The following is a 25733-nucleotide window of genomic DNA, read 5'->3' as shown; positions in this document are numbered from 1 at the left end:
TCGCTTTCATTCTGTCGTTCTCCGAGCCGTTTCTCCTCGTACAGGTAGTATTATTATACATGATCCGGCGCGAAAAATCGACTTTTCCCGCCAACGCAGCCCGTCATCACTAGGACGCGTTTTGTGGTGTATCTATAGAACTTGCGGCGGCCGCCCGGCGGAAAACAACCAAAAAAACAAGGCCGCCTCCGCCCCGAAGGAAAGCGAACAACGGGAACAAGAGGCCGCCGCCCCGCATCAGTGGTCGCGGACCGCGACAAGCTCGCAAATGTAGACCAGCACCGCGTCATCGATTTTGGCTTGTTGCAAATGGCGCTTCGCGGCGTCGATGTGAAACGCCAGTTTCTCTTTGGCACCGCCTAGCGAAAGAAGCGCCGGATATGTCGCCTTCTTGTTGTCGCGGTCGCTGCCGACTCGCTTGCCGATTTTTTCTTCCATTCCTTCAATGTCCAAAATATCGTCGCGAATTTGAAAGGCGAGGCCTAAATGTGCGGCGAACTCGTTGAGTTCGCGCGTCTGCCGACCATCGGCGCCGCCAAGCAGGGCGCCGGCGTGCACGCTGTATTGCAGCATTTTCCCCGTCTTATGGCGGTGGATGTATTCCAGTTCCGCAAGCGCCAGCGTTTTTCCTTCCGCCTCCATATCAGCCGCCTGTCCAGCGACCATGCCTTCCGGGCCGGCCGCCTTCGCGAGCTGCTCGATGAGCTGCAGCCGGACGGAAGGCGGAACGCGGTCGTCATCAACCTCGGCGATCAATTGAAACGCATACGTAAGCAAGGCGTCCCCGGCCAAAATGGCCATCGCCTCGCCGAACACTTTATGGTTCGTCGGTTTGCCGCGCCGCAAATCATCGTTGTCCATGCTTGGCAAATCATCATGAATGAGCGAGTACGTATGGATCATTTCAATGGCGCAAGCGACTGGCAGACCGATCGCCGGGTCTTTGCCAAGCGCTTGGATGGTCGCCAGCAACAAAAGCGGGCGGATTCGTTTGCCGCCGGCCTCAAGCGAGTAGGCCATCGCCTTTTTCAGCGTCTCCGGCCCACGAAGCCGCGCCATATAGGAGGAAAGCGCCGCCTCGACGGCCCGTTTTTGTTCGTTGAGAAACTGTTCAACCGAAAGCTGCGCCACCCGTCACTCCTCCTCCGGCGAAAAAGGGACAAGCTCGCCGTCTTCACGCAGCATGTACTCCAACTGTTTCTCCACATGCTGCAATTTATCATGGCAAAGCTTGGACAGTTTCATGCCTTCTTGAAAAAAGGCGATCGCCTCCTCAAGCGGCACGTTCCCTTCCTCGAGCTTTTCGACGATTTCCTCCAGTTTTTTCATCGCTTCTTCAAACGTCATCTCTTTTTCTTCGCTCATACGTGTTTTTCCTCCACTCCCGTCACTTGACAATCGACTCGTCCGTCTTGAACTTGAATGGAAAGATGCTCGCCGATTCGAAGCTGGTTCGTTCGTTTCACGAGCTCGCCCTGCTCATTGTACACCAAGCTGTAGCCGCGCTCCATGATGCGAAGCGGACTGAGCGCCTCAAGCCGGGCGAGGTTGGAGCGAAAGCGGAACCGATGGCGCTCCACCGCGGTGCGCATCGCTTTTTCCAGCGCATTGGCGGCCGCCTTTTGCCGTTCTTTCATCCGCTCAAGCTCTGCAGCTGGATGGTGCCGCCATAGTCTCATGTCAAGCTCATGCAACCGCTGACGATGTTTGTCGACGAGCCGTTCGCGTTGGCGGCTAAGCCGCTCAAGCAACGCATCAAGCTGCTGTTCTTTTTGTTCATAGAGCCGCTTGGGATAGCGGAATGCGTAGGATCCTTGCAGCCGGCGAAGCTGCTCTTTATCAGCGGCAAGCTGCTCTTTCATGGCGCGGATGAGCCGCCATTTCCGCTCGGCGAGCCGCTCAGCGAGCTCCCCAACATGCGGCGCCGCCATCTCAGCTGCTGCCGTCGGCGTCGGCGCCCGCAAATCGGCGACAAAGTCGGCGATCGTAAAATCTGTTTCATGGCCGACAGCGGAAATAATCGGTATTTTTGAGGCGAAGATGGCGCGAGCGACGATTTCTTCATTGAACGCCCACAATTCTTCGATCGAGCCGCCGCCGCGGCCGACAATCAGCACATCAACCCCGCCGAACGAATTCGCCCGCTCGATGGCGCGCACGATGGAGGGCGCCGCCCCGTCCCCTTGAACGAGCGCTGGAAACAAAATGACTTTAGCGAGCGGATAGCGGCGGCGAATCGTCGTCATAATATCGCGCACCGCCGCTCCAGTCGGCGATGTAACGACGCCGATGCAGCGAGGGAAGGCTGGAAGCGGCTTTTTATGGACCGGCGAAAACAACCCTTCCGCCTCGAGCCGCTGCTTCAGCTGTTCGTAGGCTAGATAGAGGCTTCCGACACCTTCCGGCTGCATTTCTTTGACATAAAGCTGATAGTTGCCGTTCGGTTCATAGACGGAAATTTCCCCGCGCGCGAGCACGTTCATCCCATCTTCAGGGCGGAACGGCAAATGCTGGTTGTAGCCGGCGAACATGACGGCGGCAATGCGTCCTTGGCTGTCTTTCAACGTAAAATACATATGGCCGCGCGAATGCTGCTTAAAATTCGAAATCTCGCCCTTCACCCATAGATCGCGCAAATGCGGGTCGACATCGAACTTGCGTTTGATGTACTTCGTCAACGCCCCGACCGTCACATATTTCACTTCCACTGATCCTGCCCTCACTTTGCGGCCAGCTGCCGTGCCGCTTCAATCGTGTTGTGCAAGAGCATTGTAATCGTCATCGGCCCGACTCCACCCGGCACCGGCGTAATATAGCCAGCCACTTCTTTCACAGCGTCAAAATCGACATCGCCGCACAATTTGCCGTTCTCAAGCCGGTTGACGCCGACGTCGATGACGACCGCCCCGGGCTTGATGTGTTCCGGGCCGATGAGGCGCGCCTTGCCGACAGCGACGATCAAAATGTCCGCCTGCCGAGTGATGGCGGCCAAATCCGGCGTTTTCGAGTGAGTGTAGGTGACGGTGGCATGTTCGCGCAAAAACAGCTGGCCAACCGGTTTGCCGACGATGTTGCTTCGGCCGACGACGACGACGTGCTTGCCGGCGATGTCAATGCCGGCCGATTGCACCATCACTAAAATGCCATGCGGAGTGCAAGGGAGAAACGCCCGTTGGCCGATCATCATTTTTCCGACATTGATCGGGTGAAACCCATCGACATCTTTTTCCGGTGCGATCGTTTCAATGACCGACCATTCGCAAATGTGATCCGGCAGCGGCAGCTGCACTAAAATGCCGTGCACCGCCGGATCGACGTTTAACTCGCGGATTTTCGCAAGCAGCGTCTCTTCGTCGATCGCCGCCGGAAACGTGTAAAGGAACGAGCGAATGCCGACCTCGGCGCACGCTTTTTGTTTTCCTTTTACATACGAATGCGATGCCGGATCGTCGCCGACTAGAATGACGGCCAGCCCCGGCTCAACGCCGTCCGCTTTCAACTGTGCGGCTTCATCCGCCAATGCGGTGCGAATCGTCCTCGCCATCTCCGTTCCGCTAATGATTTGTGCTGTCATCGTGTTTCGTTCCCCTCTCCTCGTTCATCGTTCGATATCTGCCCGCGATGCAGCCGGTTTTATTTTTGCAGCGCCGCCTTCACTTTCGAAAGCACGCCGTTGACAAAACTTCCGGATTTCCAATCGCCGAATTTTTTCGCCAGCTCGACCGCCTCATCGAGGCTGACGCTTACCGGCACATCATCGGCGTATTTCATCTCGTACGTCGCCATGCGCAAAATGGCGCGGTCAACGTTGGCGACGCGTTCAAGCGTCCATTTTTCCAAATTGGCGCGCAACAGCTCGTCAATCTCCTCCTGGTGCTCGACGACGCCAAAGACGAGCTGGCGCAAAAACGGGTCGATGTCGCCGCCGCCCGTGACATTGTGGAGCGCCTCGTCTGGTGGAATGCGTCCGACATCGATTTGAAACAGCGCCTGCAACGCCTTTTCCCGTGCTTCATGCCGCTTCATGGCGGTCCCCCTTTCCAAAAAAACGAACATTCACAATGAAATCATATCATATTTTTCGGAAAAAGCCAGCCTTTTCCCACAAATCATTCGCGCTGCCGTTGGTTGCGCCACAACGGCCTCGTTCATTACAATAACAAACTTTGGCCAAAAAAACAAAAAGGCAGCCGCCGAAAAAGCAACTGCCTTGCGAGATCACTGTTCGATCACGCCTTGTTCCTGCTTGCCGCCCTCAAACTGGATGCCGACGATATGAACGTTCACTTCGCTCGCCTCGAGGCCGGTCATGTTCCAAAGCGCCTGGCGCACATTTTCCTGCACCTTTTTCGCCACGTTCGGAATCGATGCGCCAAACTGGACGAGGCAATAAAGATCGATGACGACGCCGTCGTCGCGCAAATCAACCTTGACGCCTTTGCCATGGTGTTTCTTTCCAAACCGCTCGGCGACGCCGGCGGCAAAATTGCCGCGCATTTGCGCGATGCCGTCGACTTCTGACGCCGCGATGCCAGCGATCACCTCAATCACTTCCGGTGCAATTTCCACCTTGCCGAGCGCCGGGTACACTTGCTCTGTTTCAAAGACATGCTCAGACATAAGGCACCTCCTATTCCGCCTTCATAATATCATATAACTCCAAAAACTTCGTATTAAACTCACCGCTTTGAAAATTCTCATGCTCCATTAATTTTATGTGGAACGGAATCGTTGTATGAATGCCTTCGATGATAAACTCCGAAAGCGCCCGTCTCATGCGGGCGATCGCTTCCGCACGCGTCGGCGCATGAACGATCAATTTGGCGATCATCGAATCATAATACGGCGGGATCGTATAGCCTGGATAGACGGCGGAATCGACGCGCACGCCCGGGCCGCCCGGCGGCAGGTACATGGCGATTTTCCCCGGCGACGGCATAAAGTTTTTCGCTGGATTTTCGGCGTTGATCCGGCACTCGATCGCCCAGCCGTTAAACGTGACGTCCTCTTGGGTGATCGACAGCTTTTCACCGGCGGCGATGCGGATTTGCTCCTTGACCAAATCGACACCGGTGATCAGTTCAGTGACCGGATGCTCGACTTGAATGCGCGTATTCATCTCCATGAAGTAAAATTGTTTGTTCCGGTGGTCATAAATAAATTCAACCGTACCGGCGCCGGTGTAGTTGACCGCTTTCGCCGCCTTGACCGCCGCCTCGCCCATCTTCCGGCGCATCTCGTCGTCAAGCGCCGGCGACGGCGCTTCCTCGACCAGTTTTTGCAACCGGCGCTGGATCGAGCAGTCGCGCTCACCGAGATGAATCGTATTGCCGTACGAATCAGCGAGCACTTGAATTTCGACATGGCGGAAATCTTCGATATATTTTTCAATATAGACGCCTGGGTTGCCAAACGCCGTCGCCGCTTCCTGCTGGGTGATGTTGATGCCTTTGACGAGCTCGCCTTCGTCGCGGGCGACGCGGATTCCTTTCCCGCCGCCGCCGGCCGTCGCTTTAATGATGACCGGATAGCCGATCTCTTCGGCAATCGCCCGCGCCTCATCAAGGCTTTCGATAACCCCGCGCGACCCAGGCACGATCGGCACCCCCGCTTCGCGCATCGTCTCGCGAGCGATGTCTTTAATGCCCATTTTTGCAATCGCTTCCGGACTTGGGCCGATAAATGTCACGTTGCATTCACGGCACAGCTCGGCGAACGCTTCATTTTCCGCCAAAAACCCGTAACCGGGGTGGATGGCGTCACAGCCAGTCAGCGTGGCGACGCTCATAATGTTTGTGAAATTTAAATAGCTGTCTTTCGAAGCGGTCGGCCCGATGCAGTACGCCTCATCAGCCAGCTGCACGTGCAAGGCGTCGCGGTCGGCTTGCGAAAAGACAGCGACCGTCTCAATCCCAAGCTCGCGGCAGGCGCGGATGATGCGGACGGCGATTTCCCCGCGGTTCGCCACCAACACTTTTTTGATCATCGTCCGTTCTCTCCCTTATTCAGGCTTGACTAAAAACAACGGCTGGCCATATTCGACGAGCTGGCCGTTTTGCACCAACACCTCGACAATTTCGCCATCGACTTCCGCTTCAATTTCATTAAACAGCTTCATCGCCTCGATGATGCAAACGACCGTATCTTTTTTCACCTTGTCGCCCGGCTTCACATACGGCGGCTTGTCCGGCGCCGGCGCTGCGTAGAACGTGCCGACCATCGGCGAAGTAATTTGATGCAAGTTGCCTTCCACAGCCGGCTTTTCTTCTTTGACCACCGGCGTTTCCGCTTTCGGTGCCGGCGCTTCTGAGGCCGCTGCTTGAACGGGAGCAGCTGCCGAAGCCGGTTCGACCGCTGCCGGAGCGGCAGGCGCCGGCGGCGCGACCGCCGTCTGTGCGGCCGCAGCCGACGCAACGGCGACAGCAGCCGTTCCTTTTTTCATATGTACTTTTGTTTCGCCTTGTTCGTATACGAATTCGTCAATTGAGGACTGGTCGACCAAGCGGATCAATTCACGGATTTCTTGAATTTTCATCGATCTCACACCTTTCTCCAAGTATCGTGCAGCCCGTTCCTTTCCGGCGGTGCCTAAACGTGTCCATAACGATTATACACACAACAGTAGGACAAACAAAAGACTTTTCCGCAAAAAAAGAAGCTGCCCTAAAGAGCAGCGCGTTCATCCAGCCGGCTGAAACTCAACCGTCACGTATTCAGCATCGGGTATTTCTTTTTTCACCATATGAATGACTTCATTCGCCGATTTAGCTGAGCTTTGTTTCGCTTTGATCGTCACGCGCACTTGGTTGTCATCGGCGCGCACGAGCACGTCTTCATAACCGCCTTTCGATTTGATGAGCGTCTCCAACGTTGCTTCTTTTTCGGACAATGCTTGCAATTTTTCAATTTTGTCGAGCGCTTCACTTTTTTCTTCCGCCGTCGCGTTCGCTGAAGCGACAATGGCGTTCAGCTCATCGCGCAGCCGGCTCCGTTCATCCTCAATTTTCATGCGCAGCGCTGTAAACAAGTCGTCGCCCGTTTCGCCAGACGCGGACGGCTTTTTCGCCTCTTCGACAGCGACGCTCGGCTGATCGGTTGTTTTTTCCGTTTTCTTATTGGCGGTAAATGCCGGACTGTCGTTCATATTTTTTGGAGCTGTCACGTAATAGACCGACAGCACAACGACCAAGCTCAACATCGTCAACAGCCATACGGTTTGTTTTTTCAACATGCCGATCTCCTCCCCTTACCCGGTCATTTTTTCGGCAAGACAGCGACGCGGTAGCTCGGAACGTTTAACACGCGCGTCACCGCCTCGACGATCCATTTTTTGATTTGCAAATTATCCGCCCCTTTGGCGACAACGAGAACGCCGCGGATGTCCGGCTTTTTCGTGGCGACGACAAGCGGCGTTTCTTCTTCGCCGTTATGAATAATGATGACTTCTTCATTGGTCGACTCGTTTTCGATCGTCCGCTTCCCGCCTTCCTTGTCGCTCTCTTCCGTTGTCTGCTGCTGAGTCGAACGCTTTTTCTCATACAGTTTCAACTCCGTGGAATCGAGATTGACGACGACCGTGACATCATCCACCCCTTCGATCGCCTCAAGAGCGGCTTTCAGTTCTTTTTCGTACCGCTCCTCATAGGCGGCGATCACTTTCTCTTTCGTCTCCTTGCTTGCCAGGAATGCCGGCTCGGCTGGAGCGGACGGCTGCCCGGCGGAAGGCTTCGCTTCGGCTTCCTCTCCACTGTTTGCCCAATGGCTTGCCGCCATCAAGGCGACACCAGCCAACAGCAGGACGACGACGTACGAAAACGGCCATTTTTTCTGTGCTCCTTCCCCGTCTTTCGGCGCTGAAGAAAAGAGCCGTTTGATGAGCGGCAACATCCCCCCTCTATTCCCTCCCCCTAAATTGCACGTCAATTTTATCTTCATCGATTTCCCATCGGCCGGCGAGAAAAGCGCGCACCTCCTCTGCCAGCGAAGCATCGCCCTCCGGCAAAGCCGGCGGCTTCGTCGTATCGATGACAACCGGTTCCACCGAACCGGCTGACTTCTGTTTCGAAAGGACGACCTCAATCGTCTTGATGTCATCCGGCATGCGCCAGTCGTCGCCTGGCTTGGCGTAAACGTTGACATCCACTTTCAGCCCATACTTTTCCATCAACTCCTCATTGACATCGTTTTCGAGCTGGACAGCCATTTGTTTTAAAATATATGCGCGTTGCGAGGCTTGTATTTCTTTTTTCTGCTGTTCGATTTGATTTTTTATTGCCTCCTCCCCCGCACGGCCGTTGGAAAAATGGACGAGCGCCGACGCGATGAGCTGCTCGGGATCAACGGAAGCGAGCCTGAGCACCGGAGCGAGCATCACGAGAACGAGCATAAGCCCGACAGCCATTTTCACGTATTTTTGCATCGTCCCCGACGGCAGCAAAAAATCGATGATGACAGCAAACAACAAAAACAAAATGATGTTTGTCACCCACTCAATGACTAGCTGCATAGCGCTCCCCCTAGCGGACCATCATCGTAATGTTCCCGGCCATCACCATGACGGTGAGGCTTAAGAAAAACATGAGCGACACAATGAGCAGCGCCGCCAGCACGTAAGCGATGCTTTTGCCGATGATGTTGAGGCAGGACAATACCGGTCCGCCGCCAAGCGGCTGCAGAAGAGCAGCCGATAGTTTGTAGACGATGACGATGGCGAAAATTTTCACCGCTGGAAAGATGGCGATCATGAGCAAAATCGCCGCCCCGACCAACCCGACCGTATTTTTCAACAGCATGGAAGCGGCGACGACCGTATCGGCGGCATCAGTGAACAGCTTGCCGACGACCGGGATGAAATTGCCGGTGACAAATTTCGCCGCCCGGAGCGCCACGCCGTCAGCCACGGCCGCTGTCGCTCCTCGCACGGACATGACGCCAAGGAACACGGTCAAAATGAGGCCGAGCAAACCGAGGGAGGCTTTGTTGAGCAAATCGGCGAGCTGAGTCGCCTTGTAACGGTCGCTGAGCGTGCTGACGACAGAAAGCAGCGCAGCCAGAAGCAAAAGCGGCAAGGTGACGTATTCAACGACCGTGCCGGTGGTGTTCATCACAAACAAAATGATCGGGTGGAAAAACGCCGCCGACGCGACCCCGCCGGAAGTGGCGAGCAGGGCGAGCAGCAGCGGAACGAGGGCGATGATGAAATGGCTCATCGTCCGCACCGCCTCAAGCGCATAATCCGCCGCGAGGCGAAAGCTGTTTAAGGCGATCAACAAGAGCACCATATAGACGACCGCCTGGGCGATTTTGCTTACTTCCTGCTGAGCGAACGCATTTTGCAGCGATTGCAGCACCGTGCTGAAGACAGCAAGCAAAATGAGCGTGCCGAGCAGTTTGCCGTTCACCTGCAGTTCATAAAACAAATAGCGGGCGAGCGCCTTCAGCCATTCGGCCGGCGACCATTGCTTGTCGCCGCTTAAAAAATCGGTGAGCGGCCCTTTCTCGCTTTCCGGCAAAAACCCTCCATACTCGCTGACGATCGTTTCCCAATAGCGGCGGATATCGCTCACATCGAGCTGAGCGAGCTGCTCGCTGACCGACGGTCCATCGCTTGCGGCTTGTACGACCAACGGACAAAAAAAGAGAGAAAGCAGCCCGACAATAAGGAACGCTGTTCGCTTCAATCCGTTCCCCCCTTTAGCGCGCCGACGGGATGAGGCCGATGACCGCTTCAATGATCGCCGTCAAAATCGGGACCGCCAGCGCCAAAATGATGATTTTTCCGCCGAGCTCAATTTTGGCGGCGATCGCCCCTTGGCCGGCGTCTTTGGAAATTTGGGCAGCGAACTCGGCAATGTAGGCAATGCCGATGATTTTCAGCATCGTCTCTAAATACACCATCTGAATATGGGCGCCTTCGGCCATTTTTCGCAACATCGCCAAAATGCTGCTGATTTGATCGACCAACAACAGAAAAATGGTGCAGCCGACAAACACGGTCAACAAAAAGGCGAGATTCGACTTTTGCTCTTGCAGCAACACGACCAAAAACGTCGCGATCAACCCGAGGCCGACGATTTGCAAAATGTCAATGGCCGATCCCTCCTACCCGCGGAACAAAAAGACATCCTTGATTTTTTGGAACAAATCGCTGACGATGGAAGCGACCATAAACAAAATATAAATAAAGCCGAGCAGCGTCACCCATTGGGCGTATTCTTTCCTCCCCATCTGATCGAGCACCGTATGCAAAAACGCGATGACGATGCCGACGCCGGCGATTTTCAAAATGAGATCGACATCGATGCTCATGATTCTGCCTCCTGTCTACATGAGTAAAATGACGAGCAGCAGGCCGGCCAACACGCCTAAACTTTTCGCCATCTTGGCGTAGCGCGCCTGGTTGTCTAGCGCTTCCGCTTCCTCCCGCTCAAGATGGGCGAGCGCCAGCGCGATTTGCCTTTGCTGGGTGAGCCGGTCGTATTGGCCAAGCGTGGCGCCAAATTGTTTCATCACTTCAAATTCTCCTTGCTTTAGAGCGGTTTTTCCCCATACGGCTCGCAAGCTTTTTTCCCATGCCTCGGCGGCGCTCGTTTCTTCCGTGCATAACGCGGCGGCAAACCGCTCGAACAATTCGGACAACGGGGCGGCCGTTTGCCGGGCGAGATGCATAGCGGCGTCGGCAAGCGGCGTATGGCCATACATCACTTCCGCCTCAAGCGCCCTCAGCGCCGCTTTCAGCTGGCGGAGCTGGCGCGGCCGCTCGTGCAACACGCGGGCGGCGGCAAACCCAAGCCATGTTGAGGCGGCGAGAATCAACAGAGCGCCAAACCATTTCATCGATGGACCACCGCCCTTTCATACAGCACCGTTCCGCCAGCGTCGAGAATGCGTCGGATTGAGCCGGGATGGGGAATGTTCGTCAGCTCAATAAACCGTTCAAACACCTTTTGTTCCATCACCGGTCCGAGCGTCGGACGCTGCCAGACGTCTTGGATGTTGCGGCCGTGCACAGTCGTCCATACAGAGACGCCAGCATTGGCCGCTTCAAGCACTGCCTCGCTGTCCTCCTCGCGCCCGATTTCGTCGACAATCATGACATCAGGGCTCATCGAGCGGATCATCATCATCATCCCTTCCGCTTTCGGGCAGGCGTCCAACACGTCAAGGCGCGGGCCGAACGAAAACTGAGGAATCCCTTTCACACAGCCAGCGATTTCCGATCGTTCGTCAACGATCGCCACCTTTTGCGCCGGAATGCGCCTCGTCCCGCTGCTAATCAAGCGCGCCGCATCGCGCAGGAGCGTCGTTTTTCCCGTCTGCGGCGAGCCGATGATCATCGTATGACGCCAGCGGCCGTCGTACACATACGGAATCAGCGGCTCGGCGATGCCGATCTGTTCCTTGGCGATGCGAATGTTAAACGAGGAAACATCGCGGATCGCTTTCACCTTGCCCCCTTCCGTAATGACTTTGCCGGCCAGCCCAACGCGATGCCCCCCCTCAATCGTCATAAATCCGCGCTTCAGCTCTTCTTCGACGGCATAGATCGAATAATGACTCAATTTGTTGAGCAAATGCACGCCGTCTTCTTTCGTCACTTCATACGGCAGCAATCGGGCCGTTCCGTCGACGATCACCTCAAGCGGCCGGGAGACGCGGATGCGGATTTCTTCAATTCCGCGGCGGCATGAAGGAAGATGGTGCTGCAACGCGGCGGCGACCGTTTTCGGCAAAATTCCCCACACCGCTTCCATGGCCCTCCCCCTTTTCTTGTGGACTAGTTCATATGTATGGGCGGAATGCGCCGTTTATGCCTTACTTGTAAATTGCGAACAAAATGAGCGCGATCCCGAGCGCCACAAGCCCAAGCCGTGAAAACGAGAGCTCGTCCGCAAGCGAAAGCAGTCCAATCGCCATGGTCACCATCATGACGGTTGGACCGACGACAGCAAGCGCGGCATTAACGGCAAGCGCTTTTTTCACGTCATTGAACACAAGCATCAACAGCGCCGCGCTCAGTTCAATGAACGCGGACACCATCCGCATGCCAGCCATGGCCATAACGGACGGGTCGATTGATCGCAGCCAATGTTTCATGTTCCCCTCCTGTTTTGCCAAATGGGATCGATTAGTACAAACGTATGCGAAAACAAGCCGTTTCAGAAGAAGTTTTTACTGAGGAAAACGATGGGGGAGAGCAAAACGTCGCCCATTTTGCGCATAAAAAACACCGCCCCGGAAGGTGTCCGAGACGGTGCCTGTCGGGCTTGCGCTTACGCCCGCGAAACGTACGTGCCATCGGCCGTATTAATGATGAGCGTGTCGCCTTCGTTGACGAAAAACGGCACTTGAACGACAAGGCCGGTTTCGAGCTTCGCCGGCTTCGAGCCGCCAGAAGCGGTGTCACCTTTAATGCCCGGCTCTGTTTCAACGACTTTCAGCTCGACGGTGTTCGGCAGCTCGACGCCGATCGTTTCGCCTTGGTACATCATAATAAATACTTCCATATTCTCTTTCAAGAACTTCAATTCATGCTCGATTTGTTTCGCCGGCAGCTCGATTTGTTCGTACGTTTCCATATCCATAAAAACGTGTTGGTCGCCGTTGGCGTACAAATATTGCATTTTGCGTGTGTCGATTTGCGCCCGGTTCACTTTTTCGCCGGCGCGGAACGTCCGCTCCTGAATGGCGCCGGTGCGCAAATTGCGCAGCTTCGAACGGACGAACGCCGCCCCCTTGCCCGGCTTGACGTGCTGGAATTCAAGGACGCGCCAAATCTCGCCGTCCACCTCAATCGTAAGTCCTGTGCGAAAATCGTTGACTGAAATCATTAGCCGAAATCCTCCTCACGCAATCCATTATAAAATGATCAGTTCTTTTGGCGAATGGGTGAGCGCTTCGTTCCCGTCAGCAGTGATGACCGTATCGTCCTCGATGCGCACCCCGCCAAGCCCCGGGATGTAAATGCCCGGCTCGACGGTGACAACCATGCCTGGCTCAAGCACGACATCCGAACGGAACGAAAGCGTCGGCCCTTCGTGAATTTCCAATCCAATCCCATGGCCGGTCGAATGGCCGAAATAGTCGCCATACCCTTTTTCGCGGATGTAATCGCGCGTGAGCGCATCAGCCTCTTTGCCGGTCATGCCTGCCCTGAGCCCGTTCATGCCGCGTTGCTGCGCTTCAAGAACGATGTCATAGATCGTCCGCAGCTCCACGCTAATGTCGCCGACGGCGACCGTTCTCGTAATGTCGGAACAATACCCTTTATAGTAAGCCCCGAAATCAAGCGTGACGAGCTCGCCGCGCTCGATCGTTTTCTCTGACGCCACCCCGTGCGGCAGCGCCGAACGGTAGCCGGAGGCAACGATCGTATCAAAGGAGGACGAAGACGCACCTTGTTTGCGCATAAAAAATTCCAGCTCATTCGCCACTTCGATTTCTTTAACGCCTGGACGGATGAACGACAAAATGTGCGAAAACGCCGCATCGGCGATTTCTGCTGCTTCCTTTAATATCTTAATCTCTGCCTCTGACTTAATCAAGCGCAATTTTTCTACGAGCCAAGACGTTGGCACGAGTTCAGCGCGGATGGCTTCTTCATACGACTTGTATGCGGCATAGGTGACATGTTCTTGCTCAAAGCCAAGCCTCTTGATGCCAAGCCGCTTCACCTGATTGGCAATTTCTTCGATGATCGGCCCGCTGTGCTGGACGACTTCAAACCCTTGGGCTTGCCTCGATGCTTGTTCGACGTAGCGGAAGTCCGTAACCAACACCGCCCCTTGACGGCTGACAAGTACAGCGCCGGCCGTGCCAGTAAACCCGGTCAAATAGCGGCGGTTGTAGCCGTTTGTTACTAACAGCCCGTCGATATGCTGCTCGTCAAGAAGCTCCCGAAGCTTTTCCAGCTTTTCCATGTTTCCGTCTCCTCTTCCCTTAGAGTGTGCTCGTCTCCTTGGCTGCCTGCGTCGAGAGCGGAGAAAATCTTCGCGGTCAGGATGACGCGAAAAACCTCGTAGGCGCGCCAGTTTCACGAGCGCCCGCAGCAGCCATGGACTGATGCTGAAACATGCAAAACCTTCTTTATTTTACCATAAAGATGGTCGTTTCCGCTAGACGTCCGCGCGGCGCTTGATGCAGCACTTACTTCAGCGGATGAGAGCGAAAAGAAGCTTCGTCAGTTTCCTTCATTTGCCGCCTCTTTTCCGACATTTAACGCCGTTCGATTCATTTCTTGCGTTTCAAAAGAAATCGAATACCCGACAAATACGCCATATAAAATGTATAAGCAAAGCGTCGTAATAATCGTATTCGTTTCTAAATCTGCAACTGGTTGGACGTTTGGAAACAGTGGATTAAACAAATAAAAGACAATCATCCAAAGCACCACGCCATATACCATTCCCGCCCACATACCGGCGATCTTGCGCAGGAACGCGTAGTACAAAAGCGCCGCCGCAATGGAAATGATGCCGATCAGCACGATGGCCGCATAATTGCCGGCTTTCCCATATTTCCAGTCCCCGGCAACCCACGGGATGAGAATCATATTCGGACTGATTTCACTGAAATGGAAAAAATAAGCCAAATAGCCGATCAAACTCCAAAACACCCCGCCGACAAACCCGATGATGATCGTTTTTTGTATGAGCGTCATCGGCCGCTCCGTCTCCTCCTGCTCAAGCTTCCCTTTTTGTTCCGCCATCATCGTACACCTCCTTGTCTGTTAGTATGACCGACAGCCGACCATCCCATGAATCAAACGAAAAAATGACCGCCCTTGTGTAAATCATGGATTTTTTGGAAATCATAATAGTAGCATCAACCTAGAGGTTTCCGGATGTTTCTTGTAGAATAAAATAATAAACATAAAAAATAGGTTGGTGTTGGCCTGATGAAATCATCAATGGAGAAACCGTTATACGGCGGCCAAGCGGTCGTTGAAGGGGTGATGTTTGCCGGCAAGACGCACTCCGTCACCGCTATTCGCCGTCATGACGGGACGATTGACTATTTTACGCTGCCTCGCCGCAGCCATCCGACGCTGGCTGCCCTGAAAAAAATCCCGTTTGTCCGCGGCATTGTCGCCATTATTGAGGCGAGCGCAAACGGGGCCAAGCATTTGCAGTTTGCCAGCGAACAATATGAGGCGTCCTCGGACGAAAAACAGGCCGCCGAAGAAAGACGCTCCAAATTCGGGCTGATTCTCGGCGCCGCCGTCATCGGCGTGCTATCGTTTTTATTCGCCAAAACCATTTTTACGCTCGTTCCGGCGCTCGCCGCCGACGCCTTTAAACCGCTCGTACCGGGGAAAATGGGGCAAATTTTGCTTGAAGGAACCTTTAAGCTTGCTCTTTTGCTCGGCTACATTTACTTTATTTCGTTGACGCCGCTTGTTAGACGCGTGTTCCAATACCACGGGGCGGAACATAAAGTCATCAACGCCTTTGAAGCAGGGTGGCCGCTCACTGTTGAGCACGTCCAGCGCGCCTCGCGCCTTCACTACCGATGCGGCAGCAGCTTCATTTTATTTACTGTCATGATCAGCTTGTTCCTTTATTTGTTCGTGCCGACGGATCCGCTTTGGCTGCGAATCGCAAACAGGCTCGCTTTAATTCCTGTCGTGCTTGGCGTTTCGTTTGAAGTCTTGCAGTTTACAAATAAATTGAGAGATATTCCGCTGCTTCGCTGGCTTGGTTATCCCGGGCTATGGCTGCAGCGGTTGACGACAAAAGAACCGGACGATGACCAAGTGGAAGTGGCCATCGCCTCGTTTCAGCGGCTTCTCGATTTGGAAGCGGAAGCCGAAAGGAAACAAGCGGTGCAGTAATCGATCAAAGGGGGTGGACTCATTGCGGCGCCGGGCCATTCATCCGCTTGTCGGGCTTATGATTTTGCTTGGAACGCTTGGCATTGTCTATACCCTTTTTGCCCATCCGACGGTGCTGTTCCGCCAGCTGTTGTTTGTTGCGCTGTTTTTGGCCGCCATTTATCTCTTCTACCGGTTCGTATACCAACACCGCACCGATCAAGATCGGTTATCGTATTTAAAGGCGGTGCGGCAGTCGAAAAAGCTCCATCCCCGCTCCGGGCGCAAACAAGCAAAGCCGGCGAAACTGAAGCGGCCGCTGAAAAAACGGACGGCCATTCCGCACTTGACCGTGATCGAGGGCAAAAAAGGCAAAAAAAAGAATCGAGCTTCGTTTTAGCTTGATTCTTTTTTGTTTGCCTCTGCCGTTCAGCTGAAAAATCGGCGGCAGAGGTGTGCCCTATTGCCGCTTTCCCGTCTAGTACGCCCATTGGCGCAAAAACTGCCGCGTCCGCTCGCGTCCGTAATCGATCAGGCGCCGGCGCGCTTCCAGTTCGATGGAAAATTCCGTAGAAATAACGTTGTCCACCGGCAAAAAGACGATGTTTTTTTCATGGCGACGCGAAATGTAGCGCGCATCATGCGCCTCTCTCATGGCCGCAAACAGCGCCTCATACAAATCGAGCGCATTGGTGATCGTTCGTTTCGGCCGCTCCCCTGGTTTTGGGCTCAGCTGAACGCCCAGCACCGGCCGTTTTTTCTTCTTTTCTTCATCGAACAAAAACAGCGGAAAGTTGCTCAACACCCCTCCGTCGACAATGAAAGCCACACCGTTTCGCCCGCGAAGGCGGACCGGCTCAAAGAAATAAGGAATGCTGATGCTCATCCGCACTGCTTTGGCGATGGAAAACGACCCAGGGTCAATGCCGTATATGGCTAAATCGTCCGGCAGCACGACGATGCGTCCGTTCGTCACATCGGAAGCGACGATATACAAACTGCCGGCCGGCACATCTTGAAACGTCCGCACGCCGCGGGCGGCGAGCGCCGCCTCGAGCCACCGCTCAAACGCCTTTCCTTGATACAGCCCAAGATGCCAATACAGGCGCACCCATTTCCAAAGCGAAAACGGAATCCATAGCGGCCGTTCATCCAAAAACTGCTCCAACTCCAACTCCTCAAGCAGTCGGGCGATGTCGCGGGCGCTGTAGCCTGCCGATAGCAGCGCCGAAAGCAACGCTCCCGCACTCGTGCCGGCAAGCCGCTTCCAGCGCAGACCTTTTTCCTCAATCGCTTCATACGCTCCAAGCAACGCAAACCCTTTCACCCCGCCGCCGGAAAAGACAAGATCAATGTCCACCGCCGCCTCCCCCTTTTTGCCGTTTATACATATGTAAGAAAAAAGGAGGACATTTAGTACGGCAAACAAAAAAGAGCAAGCATCGGCTTACTCTCCTTGTTCATTGCGCTTTTGGACATCGCGCAGCGCTTCAAGGCGGCGTTCGTCCTCTTGAAAATACTGCACCAAATCGCCGATCCGGTCGATGGCGTTCCAGCTCAAATGGTGTTCAATCCCTTCCACGTCGCGGTAAATGTTTTCTTCGCTGACACCGATCAAACGGAGAAACTGCTCAAGCAGCTCATGGCGGTAGACGAGCCGCTGGCCGATTTTTCTTCCTTTTGGCGTCAAGACGAGTCCGCGGTATTTCTCATACACTAAATACTCATCTTTATCGAGCTTTTGCACCATTTTCGTCACCGAGGAGGGATGGACGGACAACGCTTCAGCGATGTCAGAGACGCGAGCATAGCCCTTTTCTTCAATCAAAATGTAAATTTGCTCAATATAATCTTCCATGCTTGGTGTCGGCAACGTTTGTCCCCTCCCATCACGTTTGTCTGCCGCAGACAAGTGCAGCGGCCGTCAGCATCTCTCATGAACATTGCCGCTTTGCCCGCTTCGGCTAGACGCTGCCGGGCCAGTCGGCCGCCCAGGCAAACAAAAAATAGCAATCAATCCCATTATACCATGAAGGGGACATTACGTAAAATACTGCACTTGGGCCGATGGAAAAAAGCGAGCAATATACGAGCGCATGGTTTCCTCCAGCTCCCGCGCTTCCTCGTCACGATACACGTATTTGCCGATGCCGTACCGCCCCCACTTATACTTGCGCTTCGATTCGTCCAAATCGAGCTTGGTTTTCGGGTAACGCTGCTCGATGACCCGCTTGGCCGGCTTGGTAAACCGATGCTGGATGAGCTCAAACGTCAAACTAGATAAATCCACTCCTTCCAATTGCCGGGCGAGCTCCTGAAACAATTCAAAATACCCTTGTTCCCAGCCGTCATGCCGGTAAATCGGCGCGACGACAAAGCCGAGCTTATAGCCGGCACCGGCCACTTTGCGCGCGGCTTGAAGCCGCGCGTCAAAAGAGGACGTCCCTGGCTCGAAATGGCGGATGACATAGCGGGAATTGACGCTGAAGCGAAAATGCGTCTTGCCGTTATGCTTGGCATCAAGCAAATGATCGACATGCTCATACTTCGTCACAAATCGGAGCCGCCCGTAGTCGGTCGCGCCGATAAATTCAATCGCTTTTTTCAGCGAATGGGTCAAATGATCGATCCCGACAATGTCGGACGTGCATGCCGCCTCGAAACGAGTGATCTCAGGTGCGCGCTCGTCAATATACGTTTGCGCCTGGGCGAAAATGTCGTCCAAGTTGACATACACGCGGATATATGGCTTGCTTCCTAATGTCGTTTGCAAATAGCAATAATGGCAATGACCCATGCATCCGGTTGCCAACGGAATGGCGTATTCGGCGGACGGCTTCGATGAATCAAATTTCAGCGTCCGCCGCACGCCAACAACGAGCGTCGATTTCGCATTTCGATACCGGGCCAGCTCCGTCTCTCCCGGAATGCCGCGCACTTGGTTGTGCGATGTCGTCTCGCGAATCTCGATTCCCATTTGCATAAATTTCTCATACAGTTCCTTCCCGAGCGGGTACGACAACGCCTCCGGTTCGAAATACACAAGTTTTGGCACAAACGGTTTCATCGTTTTCCCCCATTTCGTCCATCTTTACAGTTTAGTATGGACGAGAACGGGGGAGTCGTTATCTTACTTTATTTGGAATTCTTTTTTCGTTTCCTTGTCGCCTCCTCATCCACATCCATCCGCCTCCCAACGAAACCAGCGGGCATGGCCGTCGGTTTCGGCAACGATTTGCCGGCATTCTCGGCCATTGATCATGCGATCCAGATGCAGTTTCGGATCCCACATATTGTTATACACATGGAACAAATCCCGTTGGCGGCCGATTTCGCGAAGCTGCTCAAGATTTGCCATGACAGCTCATGAACGCAATGATACAATAAAACTAAACTGAAAGGAGCATTCCCGTTAGGAGCTTTTCCGGGGACTTGATCAAAAAAAGCCCTCTTGGTATGATGCAGGGGTGTCAAACACATCACTCACCATACCAAGGAGGACTTCAGATGAATTGTACACAAAACTATAAAATTGATCAAGTCACCGAACAAACGCTTGTCGTGGGCATCGATATCGCGAAACGAACCCACTACGCCTGCTTCGTGGATGACCGGGGGCGTGTCCTTCGCAAATCGTTCCCGATCTTCCAGTCGAAAGAGGGCTTTCGCCAGCTGTATGAAGCGATTCAGGAGGCGATGCAAGCGTTCGGGAAGTCAGAGGTGATCGTCGCGGTGGAGCCGACCGGGCACTACTGGTTGAACCTGGCCTACTTCCTCGAGGAGCACGGGATCCCGTTGGTCATGGTCAACCCGGCGCATGTGTGCCGGTCGAAAGAACTCGATGACAACCTGCCGACGAAACATGACGCCAAAGATGCCCTAGTCATCGCCAGACTGGCGAAAGACGGACGATTCCTCGTCCCCCGGCTGCTGCACGAGATCGAAGCCGATTTGCGCGTGGGAAGCACGCTCAAAGAGAAGCTCCGCAAGGAACAGACGGCGGTGAAAAATGCGATCATCCGCTGGACCGACCGGTATTTTCCGGAGTTTTGGATGGTGTTTCGCGATCTGGGAAAAACGGCGCTTTCGGTGTTGGAGTGGACGCCGTTTCCGGCCGATATGGCGGGTCGGACCGCCGAGGAGCTCATCGAGGTGTACCGGCAAAGCGAAGGGCTGAAATGCCCGCAGAAGGCCAAAATTCAGGCGTTGATCAACGCCGCGAAGGACTCGATTGGGGTGACGGAAGGGACGACGATGGCCCGGTTTGAGATCGCCGCGCTCGTCCGCCGATACCGCCAATTGGAGGCGGAGATCGCCGCACTGGACGCCGAGTTGAAGGCATTGGTTCAAACGACGATGGAGTATCAATGGTTGAAAACGGTCGACGGGTTGGGAGACGCCACGATTATCGATCTTCTGGCGGAGATCGGCAGCTTCGCCCATTATCGGGACCCGCGTCAATTGGTGAAGTTGGCGGGCCTGACGCTCAAGGAGAACTCCTCCGGCCAGCGCAAAGGGCAAAAGCACATCTCCAAACGGGGACGGAAACGGCTGCGATCGGTGCTGTTTCGGGCGATGATTCCGCTGATTCGGCACAACGAGGCGTTTCGCGAGCTGCATGAATATTACACGACCCGATCCGTCAACCCGCTGACCGGAAAGCAATCCATCGTCGCCTTGTGCCGGAAGCTGTTGAATGTGCTGTTTGCGATTTGTACGAAGAAACAAGCCTTTGACGCGGAGCGAATGAAACAGGACGTCTTGTCCCAGGTGCAACGGGCGGCCTAAGGCCTCCCCCTGCGAACGGAAGAATCGTTGGACAACCAGATGACACCGGAGAAGCTGGCGTGATTTTATCCATTCGACCTTGAGTCCCCAAAGGAGCTTGGCCGGCCTCCGCCTGATGACGAGACCGAACGAGGGAATGTTGGCGCGAAGACGCCCGGAGACATGGGAGGGTTCGTCCTCATCAGCGACGCGGAGATCCAAAGGGTGCATCGAATACGCTTCTCCCCACGGAAGGAAAATATCCCCAGCCGTGGCCGCGAAGCGCACCCTAGGTCTGTAAGATATCCACAAAACTGAAAAAGGATGTAAGGGATTTTGTCGAAAAATATTTTTTGGACACCCCTGAGAGGCCGAAAAGCCTTGATACATCAACATTTCTAGAGGGAGGGATGCAGAATGTCTCACGAGCTTGTCGAATTGCTTCGCTCGGTGCTGAAAGAGGAGTTGCAGCCGATTCATGAACGCCTCGACCGCCTAGAAGCCGGACAGCAACGCCTCGAAGAACGACAACAACGCCTCGAAGAACGACAACAACGCCTCGAAGAACGACAACAGCGCCTCGAAGAACAGCAACAACGCCTCGAGGAAAAGTTGGACCATTTCATTATCGAGACGCGCAGCCATTTCAAAAAAATCGAGGACGAGCTGGCCGACCATCGGCGCATGTTCGAGATATTGTCACATGATTGGCGCAACGCGAACATTGCGATTGAATATTTAAACCATAAGATCGGCCAGCACGATCTGGAAATTTATCAGCTAAAAAAGCGGCTCGAACTCCAAGAAACAAAGTAAAAGCGCATGCCCGATGACCGGCGCATACGCTCGAACCGCTTATCCCCGCTTGCGAATGCGGAAATTGTCTTCTAACAGCACCCAGTTTTCCGGATACGGATACCCGAGCACCCAGTAGCTGATTCCGCGCAATCCGTATTCTTTCACCAATTCAAATTTCGCCAACGCGCTGCGGGCGTCTTCAAACCATACTTCGTGCTGGCGGCCTTGCTCGTCCGTGTACCGGTAAAACGGCGAGGCGGCCGCCGCATCGTATTGGATGGACGCCCCGTAGCGAATGGCGCGCTCTAGCGCCTCTTTCGGACTGAACGTTTCCGCCTCTTGCCCTTGCACGTGCGGCAGCACCCAGTCGCGGGCATAAATTTGAAACCCCATCATGATTTTGCTACGCGGAATGGCGGTCACCGCATAATCGAGCACGCGCCGAATTTGATTCACCGGCGAAATGGCTTGCGGCGGCCCAAACCGGTAGCCCCACTCATAGGTCATAAGGACAACAAAATCAGCGATGCGTCCGTGGGCTGGGTAGTCGTGCGCTTCGTACAGCAGCCCTTTTTGTTCAGCGCTTATTTTGGGCGCCAGCGACGTCGATAAAACATACCCTTCGGCGTGAAGCCGGTTGGCCGCCCGCTGCAAAAACTCGTTATACCGCTTGCGGTCGGACGGATAGACATTTTCAAAATCGACATTCAACGCGCGGTACCCTTTTGCTCGCATCACTTGAATGACGTTGTCAAGCAATCGCGTTTGCAGCGCAACGTCGGCCAGAATCATCTGCGCCAGCCTCGAGCCCGGGTCTTGGTACGTAAAGTTCGTGATCGTCATCATCGGCACGACACGGGCGGCATAAGCCGCCTGAATGAATGCTGTATCATTGATCGGATTGAGCCCGCCATCGGCGCGGATCGTGTAGGCGAATGGCGCGGCATAGGTCAAATGGCGGCCGACTTCGCGCACTTGCTCCGCTCCTTTCTCCCCTTGGTCCACCGTAAATGCGTTCACCTCGATGAGCGGCTTCGCCGGCGGGATGATGAGCCGCTGTCCGGGGACGATCCGGTTCGGATCGGTAATATCGTTTACTTCGATCAGCTGCTGAACCGTCACTCCGTAGAACGAAGCGATTTGCGCCAGCGTCTCCCCGCTTCGCACCGTATGGATGCGCGCTGGGATGAACAACGTTGTCCCTGGATAAAGGAGCGACGGATTCGTGATCCGGTTCGCCTGTATAATCGCTTCGACCGCCACTCCATACTGGCGCGCAATTTGCCATAACGTTTCCCCTGTGCGGACCGTATGGTAACGATATGGAACCGGGATGACGAGCGCTTGGCCAACGGCTAGCCGGTTCGGGTCGCTCAGTTCATTGGCGGCGACAATCCGCTCGAGTGGAACGCCGTAACGCTGAGCCAACTGCCAAAGCGTCTCCCCGCGCTTTACGACATGAACAATCATGACGCTCCCCCTTTCGTTCCCTCCTTTTACCACTATATTTTGGCTTTTGCCTTTTATGTAAAAAAAAACGCCGGTTCCTCTACGGAAACCAGCGTTTCATCCATTCAAACCCATTCGTATCGCCATTACAGGCCGCACTTCAGCTGCGCGCCGCAGCTTGTGCACGTGTTGCAGCCGCCGATCTCTTCGATCGTCCCTTCGCGGCAAATCGGGCAAATATTGCCGATTTCGGAACCGATTGTCACATCGGTGGCGCGCACATCTTGAATCGTATCAACGAGCACGACGGGGCGTTTCGTCTCTTTTTCCTCGAGCTCCTCTGGAAGCAGTTCAAGTTGCTCTTCAATCTGATTCTCCTCAGCCTTTAACGTCAACACTTGTGCATCGCGGCTGCCGTCGACATAGACGGTTCCGCCTTTCGCACCGCAACGCCATAAACGCTCGTACACTTTTTGCACTTGCTCGACGGTGTAGCCCTTCGGCGCGTTGACCGTTTTCGACAAGCTCGAGTCGACCCAACGTTGAATGATGCACTGCACATCGGCGTGCGCTTCCGGCGGCAAGTCCATCGCCGTCACAAACCAAGGCGGCAAGTGGTTCGGGTCGGCTTCCGGGTGTTTGTCCAAATATTCTTGGACGATGTCCGCTTTCACTTCGATAAATTTGCCCAAGCGCCCGCTCCGGTAGTACGAGAACGAGAAGTACGGCTCAAGCCCGGTTGAGACGCCGACCATCGTTCCCGTCGATCCTGTCGGCGCCACCGTCAGCAAGTGCGAGTTGCGGATGCCGTATTTCAAAATATCTTGACGAATATCTTCCGGCATCCGTTTCATGTAGCCGGTGTTGATGAACGCTTCACGCAGCTTGCGCGTCTCTTCCTCCGTTTCGCCGACAAGAAACGGGAAGCTGCCTTTTTCTTTCGCCAGCTCGATCGATGCCCGGTATGCGGTCGTGGCGATCGTGCGGAACAGCTCATCGACAAGCTGGTTTCCTTCCTCAGAGCCGTACGCTTTTTCGCAGTAAATGAGCAAGTCTGCAAGCCCCATGACGCCAAGGCCGATGCGGCGCTCGCCGAGCGCTTGTTTTTTGTTTTCCTCAAGGAAGTACGGCGTGGCGTCAATGACGTTGTCTTGCATCCGCACCCCGATTTCGACCGTGCGTTTCAGTTTTTCGTAGTCAATGACCTTCCGTTCTTTGTCCACCATGTTCGCCAAGTTAATGGCGGCCAGATTGCACACCGAATACGGTGCCAACGGTTGTTCCCCGCACGGGTTGGTCGCAACGACTTTTTGCCCGTACGCGCGGGCGTTCGTCATTTCGTTGGCGTTGTCGATGAAGAAAATGCCCGGCTCGGCTGAATACGTCGCGCAAATGTTGATCAGCTTCCACAGTTCGCGGGCGCGGATTTTCCGGTAGACGCGGACGCGATAGCCCATTTTCTCCCATTCGCGTACATCGCCGACTTCATGCCATTTTTCGTTGTAAATGCGCATTTCCTCTTCGGAATAGGTTTCCACGTCCGGGAAGCGGAGCGCGTATTCTTCGTCCTTTTCGACCGCTTCCATGAACTCTTTCGTCAGGCAGACGGAAATGTTCGCACCGGTCAAAAAGTCTGGGTTGTGCACCGTATATGTACCGCCGGTGCGCAGTTTTTCTTCGGCGTCTTTGATGATTTCTTCAGTGAAACCGCCGTAGTCAGGCGCGTTCTTGTATCGGACGATCGCTTCATACATCGCCCGCTCCCGCTCGGTGAGCGGCGTAAATTTCAGTTTGTCGCGCGCTGCTTTTTTGATGCCTTCGTCTTCCATATTTTCGAGCAGGTAGCGCAAAATGCGCGGGTTTTGCATTTTCGAGACGATGAATTCGATAATGTCCGGGTGCCAGTCAGCAAGCATAATCATTTGGGCGCCGCGGCGGGAGCCACCTTGCTCGACAAGGTGGGTCAGCTTCGCAATATCGTCAAGCCACGAGACCGACCCGGACGATTTGCCGTTCACCCCGCGCGCAAGCGTATGGCGCGGCCGCAATGTCGAGCCGTTCGTCCCAACGCCGCCGCCGCGGCTCATGATTTCCATCACCTGCTTCCGATGTTCGGAAATTCCTTCGCGCGAGTCTTTCACAAACGGCATCACATAGCAGTTGAAATACGTCACTTCCTTGCCCGAACCCGCCCCGTACAACACGCGGCCGGCCGGAACAAAATTCAAGCTTGCGAGCTCTTGATAAAACTTTTCGAACCACTCTTTCCGCTTTTCTTCTGTCTTTTCCACCGCCGCCAGCCCAGTCGCATTGCGCTTGGCGATTTGCTCATAGAAAATTTCGAGCGGCTTATCAATAATGTCGAGCGACCGAACCACAATGCCGGTCTCCGCCTCTTCCCCTTCGAGCACGTGCCGGTATTCGTCTTCAATCAACACGCGCGCCTTTTTCGCCTCCCAATCGATGTCGACGATAAACCCGAGCCCTCGTGCCGGGAATTTCGGATCCTCCTTGATCGTCAACACGACGAAATCGCCCGGTGTGAGCGTCAGCTTCTCCGTATCTTTGAATGAATACCGGTCAAGCATGACCAAACGGGATACGCCTTTATGGGTGATGTGCATATCCGGCGTAATCGGATGCACTTGCGGAAATAGGCGGATATCCTCGTTCAGCTTGTCAATATTGATCTTCATTTTTTCGGATGACGCCACCGTCATTCTCCTATCTCTCCTCTTTTATATAATCTCTCATGTTTTTGGCAAAGTTGTCCTGTCTTCTCTACCTTACCATATCAAACAGAAAAAAACAATATATAGTATGATTTTTTATGAAAATCATACTATATATTGTTAAAGAGAACAAATGATTTCATTTTGTCAAGCAAAAAAAAACAAAACACGGCGAA

The 25733-nt window shown here is 54.3% G+C and carries 29 protein-coding genes and 1 pseudogene; 4 read left to right on the top strand and 26 right to left on the bottom strand.

Going from position 1 to position 25733, the window contains the following annotated elements; all coding sequences use genetic code 11:
* Positions 1 to 237 precede the first annotated feature (237 nt).
* The 20 genes from CWI35_RS16480 to CWI35_RS16385 form a co-directional block, all read right to left on the bottom strand.
* The gene (locus tag CWI35_RS16480; RefSeq protein WP_011231875.1) at positions 238 to 1131 is read right to left on the bottom strand and encodes a polyprenyl synthetase family protein; all 894 of its coding nucleotides are present in this window, start codon (positions 1129 to 1131) and stop codon (positions 238 to 240) included.
* Between the two features lie 3 nt (positions 1132 to 1134).
* A complete protein-coding gene (locus CWI35_RS16475; RefSeq protein ID WP_012820585.1) occupies positions 1135 to 1365 on the bottom strand; it encodes an exodeoxyribonuclease VII small subunit in 231 nt (76 codons plus the stop codon).
* The gene (xseA, locus tag CWI35_RS16470) at positions 1362 to 2708 is read right to left on the bottom strand and encodes an exodeoxyribonuclease VII large subunit (protein WP_011231877.1); all 1347 of its coding nucleotides are present in this window, start codon (positions 2706 to 2708) and stop codon (positions 1362 to 1364) included. The genes CWI35_RS16475 and xseA overlap by 4 nt, the downstream gene beginning before the upstream one ends.
* Positions 2709 to 2719: 11 nt before the next feature.
* Positions 2720 to 3574: a bifunctional methylenetetrahydrofolate dehydrogenase/methenyltetrahydrofolate cyclohydrolase FolD gene (folD, locus tag CWI35_RS16465; RefSeq protein ID WP_011231878.1), complete on the bottom strand. Its 855-nt coding sequence runs from the start codon at positions 3572 to 3574 to the stop codon at positions 2720 to 2722.
* Between the two features lie 59 nt (positions 3575 to 3633).
* On the bottom strand, positions 3634 to 4026 hold the full coding sequence (gene nusB, locus CWI35_RS16460; protein ID WP_011231879.1) for a transcription antitermination factor NusB: 393 nt from the start codon (positions 4024 to 4026) through the stop codon (positions 3634 to 3636).
* A 192-nt stretch (positions 4027 to 4218) separates the two neighbouring features.
* Positions 4219 to 4620, bottom strand: a complete 402-nt coding sequence (locus CWI35_RS16455) for an Asp23/Gls24 family envelope stress response protein (protein WP_063193018.1) — start codon at positions 4618 to 4620, stop codon at positions 4219 to 4221.
* A gap of 10 nt (positions 4621 to 4630) precedes the next feature.
* Positions 4631 to 5986: an acetyl-CoA carboxylase biotin carboxylase subunit gene (accC, locus tag CWI35_RS16450; protein WP_023633908.1), complete on the bottom strand. Its 1356-nt coding sequence runs from the start codon at positions 5984 to 5986 to the stop codon at positions 4631 to 4633.
* Positions 5987 to 6001: 15 nt separating this feature from the next.
* Positions 6002 to 6535, bottom strand: a complete 534-nt coding sequence (accB, locus tag CWI35_RS16445) for an acetyl-CoA carboxylase biotin carboxyl carrier protein (RefSeq protein WP_011231882.1) — start codon at positions 6533 to 6535, stop codon at positions 6002 to 6004.
* Positions 6536 to 6679: 144 nt separating this feature from the next.
* Positions 6680 to 7231, bottom strand: a complete 552-nt coding sequence (locus CWI35_RS16440) for a SpoIIIAH-like family protein (RefSeq protein ID WP_011231883.1) — start codon at positions 7229 to 7231, stop codon at positions 6680 to 6682.
* Between the two features lie 23 nt (positions 7232 to 7254).
* Entirely contained in the window at positions 7255 to 7887 is a 633-nt protein-coding gene (gene spoIIIAG / locus CWI35_RS16435) for a stage III sporulation protein AG (protein ID WP_011231884.1), read from the bottom strand.
* 7 nt (positions 7888 to 7894) lie between these two features.
* A complete protein-coding gene (spoIIIAF, locus tag CWI35_RS16430) occupies positions 7895 to 8506 on the bottom strand; it encodes a stage III sporulation protein AF (RefSeq protein WP_119877930.1) in 612 nt (203 codons plus the stop codon).
* 10 nt (positions 8507 to 8516) lie between these two features.
* The gene (gene spoIIIAE, locus CWI35_RS16425; RefSeq protein ID WP_011231886.1) at positions 8517 to 9680 is read right to left on the bottom strand and encodes a stage III sporulation protein AE; all 1164 of its coding nucleotides are present in this window, start codon (positions 9678 to 9680) and stop codon (positions 8517 to 8519) included.
* A 13-nt stretch (positions 9681 to 9693) separates the two neighbouring features.
* On the bottom strand, positions 9694 to 10080 hold the full coding sequence (spoIIIAD, locus tag CWI35_RS16420; protein WP_011231887.1) for a stage III sporulation protein AD: 387 nt from the start codon (positions 10078 to 10080) through the stop codon (positions 9694 to 9696).
* A 21-nt stretch (positions 10081 to 10101) separates the two neighbouring features.
* Positions 10102 to 10308 (bottom strand): stage III sporulation protein AC, encoded by a 207-nt coding sequence (gene spoIIIAC / locus CWI35_RS16415; protein WP_119877929.1) that lies wholly within the window; start codon positions 10306 to 10308, stop codon positions 10102 to 10104.
* A gap of 15 nt (positions 10309 to 10323) precedes the next feature.
* Complete coding sequence (spoIIIAB, locus tag CWI35_RS16410; RefSeq protein ID WP_011231889.1) at positions 10324 to 10836, bottom strand: stage III sporulation protein SpoIIIAB; 513 nt, start codon at positions 10834 to 10836, stop codon at positions 10324 to 10326.
* Positions 10833 to 11753 (bottom strand): stage III sporulation protein AA, encoded by a 921-nt coding sequence (spoIIIAA, locus tag CWI35_RS16405; RefSeq protein ID WP_011231890.1) that lies wholly within the window; start codon positions 11751 to 11753, stop codon positions 10833 to 10835. Before spoIIIAA ends, spoIIIAB begins: the two co-directional genes overlap by 4 nt.
* Before the next feature lie 61 nt (positions 11754 to 11814).
* Positions 11815 to 12096, bottom strand: a complete 282-nt coding sequence (locus CWI35_RS16400) for a YqhV family protein (RefSeq protein ID WP_011231891.1) — start codon at positions 12094 to 12096, stop codon at positions 11815 to 11817.
* A gap of 176 nt (positions 12097 to 12272) precedes the next feature.
* Positions 12273 to 12830, bottom strand: a complete 558-nt coding sequence (gene efp / locus CWI35_RS16395) for an elongation factor P (RefSeq protein WP_011231892.1) — start codon at positions 12828 to 12830, stop codon at positions 12273 to 12275.
* 27 nt (positions 12831 to 12857) lie between these two features.
* Positions 12858 to 13919: a M24 family metallopeptidase gene (locus CWI35_RS16390; RefSeq protein ID WP_031206532.1), complete on the bottom strand. Its 1062-nt coding sequence runs from the start codon at positions 13917 to 13919 to the stop codon at positions 12858 to 12860.
* A 260-nt stretch (positions 13920 to 14179) separates the two neighbouring features.
* The gene (locus tag CWI35_RS16385) at positions 14180 to 14710 is read right to left on the bottom strand and encodes a YqhR family membrane protein (protein WP_011231894.1); all 531 of its coding nucleotides are present in this window, start codon (positions 14708 to 14710) and stop codon (positions 14180 to 14182) included.
* 186 nt (positions 14711 to 14896) lie between these two features.
* Here CWI35_RS16385 and CWI35_RS16380 point away from each other — a divergent pair, with 186 nt between their 5' ends.
* Together CWI35_RS16380 and CWI35_RS16375 are read left to right on the top strand one after the other, a co-directional pair.
* Positions 14897 to 15832, top strand: a complete 936-nt coding sequence (locus CWI35_RS16380) for a DUF1385 domain-containing protein (RefSeq protein ID WP_119877928.1) — start codon at positions 14897 to 14899, stop codon at positions 15830 to 15832.
* Between the two features lie 22 nt (positions 15833 to 15854).
* Entirely contained in the window at positions 15855 to 16211 is a 357-nt protein-coding gene (locus CWI35_RS16375; protein WP_119877927.1) for an SA1362 family protein, read from the top strand.
* Between the two features lie 78 nt (positions 16212 to 16289).
* On the opposite strand, the gene CWI35_RS16370 is transcribed toward CWI35_RS16375, so the two are convergent.
* The 4 genes and pseudogenes from CWI35_RS16370 to CWI35_RS16355 form a co-directional block, all read right to left on the bottom strand.
* Positions 16290 to 17171, bottom strand: a complete 882-nt coding sequence (locus tag CWI35_RS16370; protein WP_015375384.1) for a patatin-like phospholipase family protein — start codon at positions 17169 to 17171, stop codon at positions 16290 to 16292.
* Positions 17172 to 17258: 87 nt separating this feature from the next.
* Positions 17259 to 17684, bottom strand: coding sequence for a transcriptional regulator MntR (gene mntR, locus CWI35_RS16365; RefSeq protein ID WP_011231898.1), 426 nt, complete (start codon positions 17682 to 17684; stop codon positions 17259 to 17261).
* Positions 17685 to 17852: 168 nt separating this feature from the next.
* The gene (gene splB / locus CWI35_RS16360; RefSeq protein WP_119877926.1) at positions 17853 to 18878 is read right to left on the bottom strand and encodes a spore photoproduct lyase; all 1026 of its coding nucleotides are present in this window, start codon (positions 18876 to 18878) and stop codon (positions 17853 to 17855) included.
* A 105-nt stretch (positions 18879 to 18983) separates the two neighbouring features.
* Positions 18984 to 19160 (bottom strand): annotated as a pseudogene (locus CWI35_RS16355) (DUF2332 family protein); the annotation flags it as partial.
* Between the two features lie 158 nt (positions 19161 to 19318).
* Between CWI35_RS16355 and CWI35_RS16350 the strand changes: the two are divergent.
* On the top strand, positions 19319 to 20599 hold the full coding sequence (locus CWI35_RS16350; protein WP_119877354.1) for an IS110 family RNA-guided transposase: 1281 nt from the start codon (positions 19319 to 19321) through the stop codon (positions 20597 to 20599).
* A gap of 396 nt (positions 20600 to 20995) precedes the next feature.
* Positions 20996 to 21394, top strand: coding sequence for a hypothetical protein (locus tag CWI35_RS16340; RefSeq protein WP_011231899.1), 399 nt, complete (start codon positions 20996 to 20998; stop codon positions 21392 to 21394).
* Positions 21395 to 21433: 39 nt separating this feature from the next.
* On the opposite strand, the gene CWI35_RS16335 is transcribed toward CWI35_RS16340, so the two are convergent.
* Both CWI35_RS16335 and CWI35_RS16330 read right to left on the bottom strand, forming a co-directional pair.
* A complete protein-coding gene (locus CWI35_RS16335) occupies positions 21434 to 22846 on the bottom strand; it encodes a glycoside hydrolase family 18 protein (RefSeq protein ID WP_068895039.1) in 1413 nt (470 codons plus the stop codon).
* A gap of 125 nt (positions 22847 to 22971) precedes the next feature.
* Positions 22972 to 25545 (bottom strand): vitamin B12-dependent ribonucleotide reductase, encoded by a 2574-nt coding sequence (locus CWI35_RS16330; RefSeq protein WP_011231901.1) that lies wholly within the window; start codon positions 25543 to 25545, stop codon positions 22972 to 22974.
* Positions 25546 to 25733: the final 188 nt, after the last annotated feature.

This window comes from [Bacillus] caldolyticus, assembly GCF_003595605.1.
Lineage (GTDB): Bacteria > Bacillota > Bacilli > Bacillales > Anoxybacillaceae > Geobacillus > Geobacillus thermoleovorans.
The sequence above is the reverse complement of the archived record's forward strand: the minus strand, read 5'-3'. Positions and strand labels throughout refer to the sequence as shown.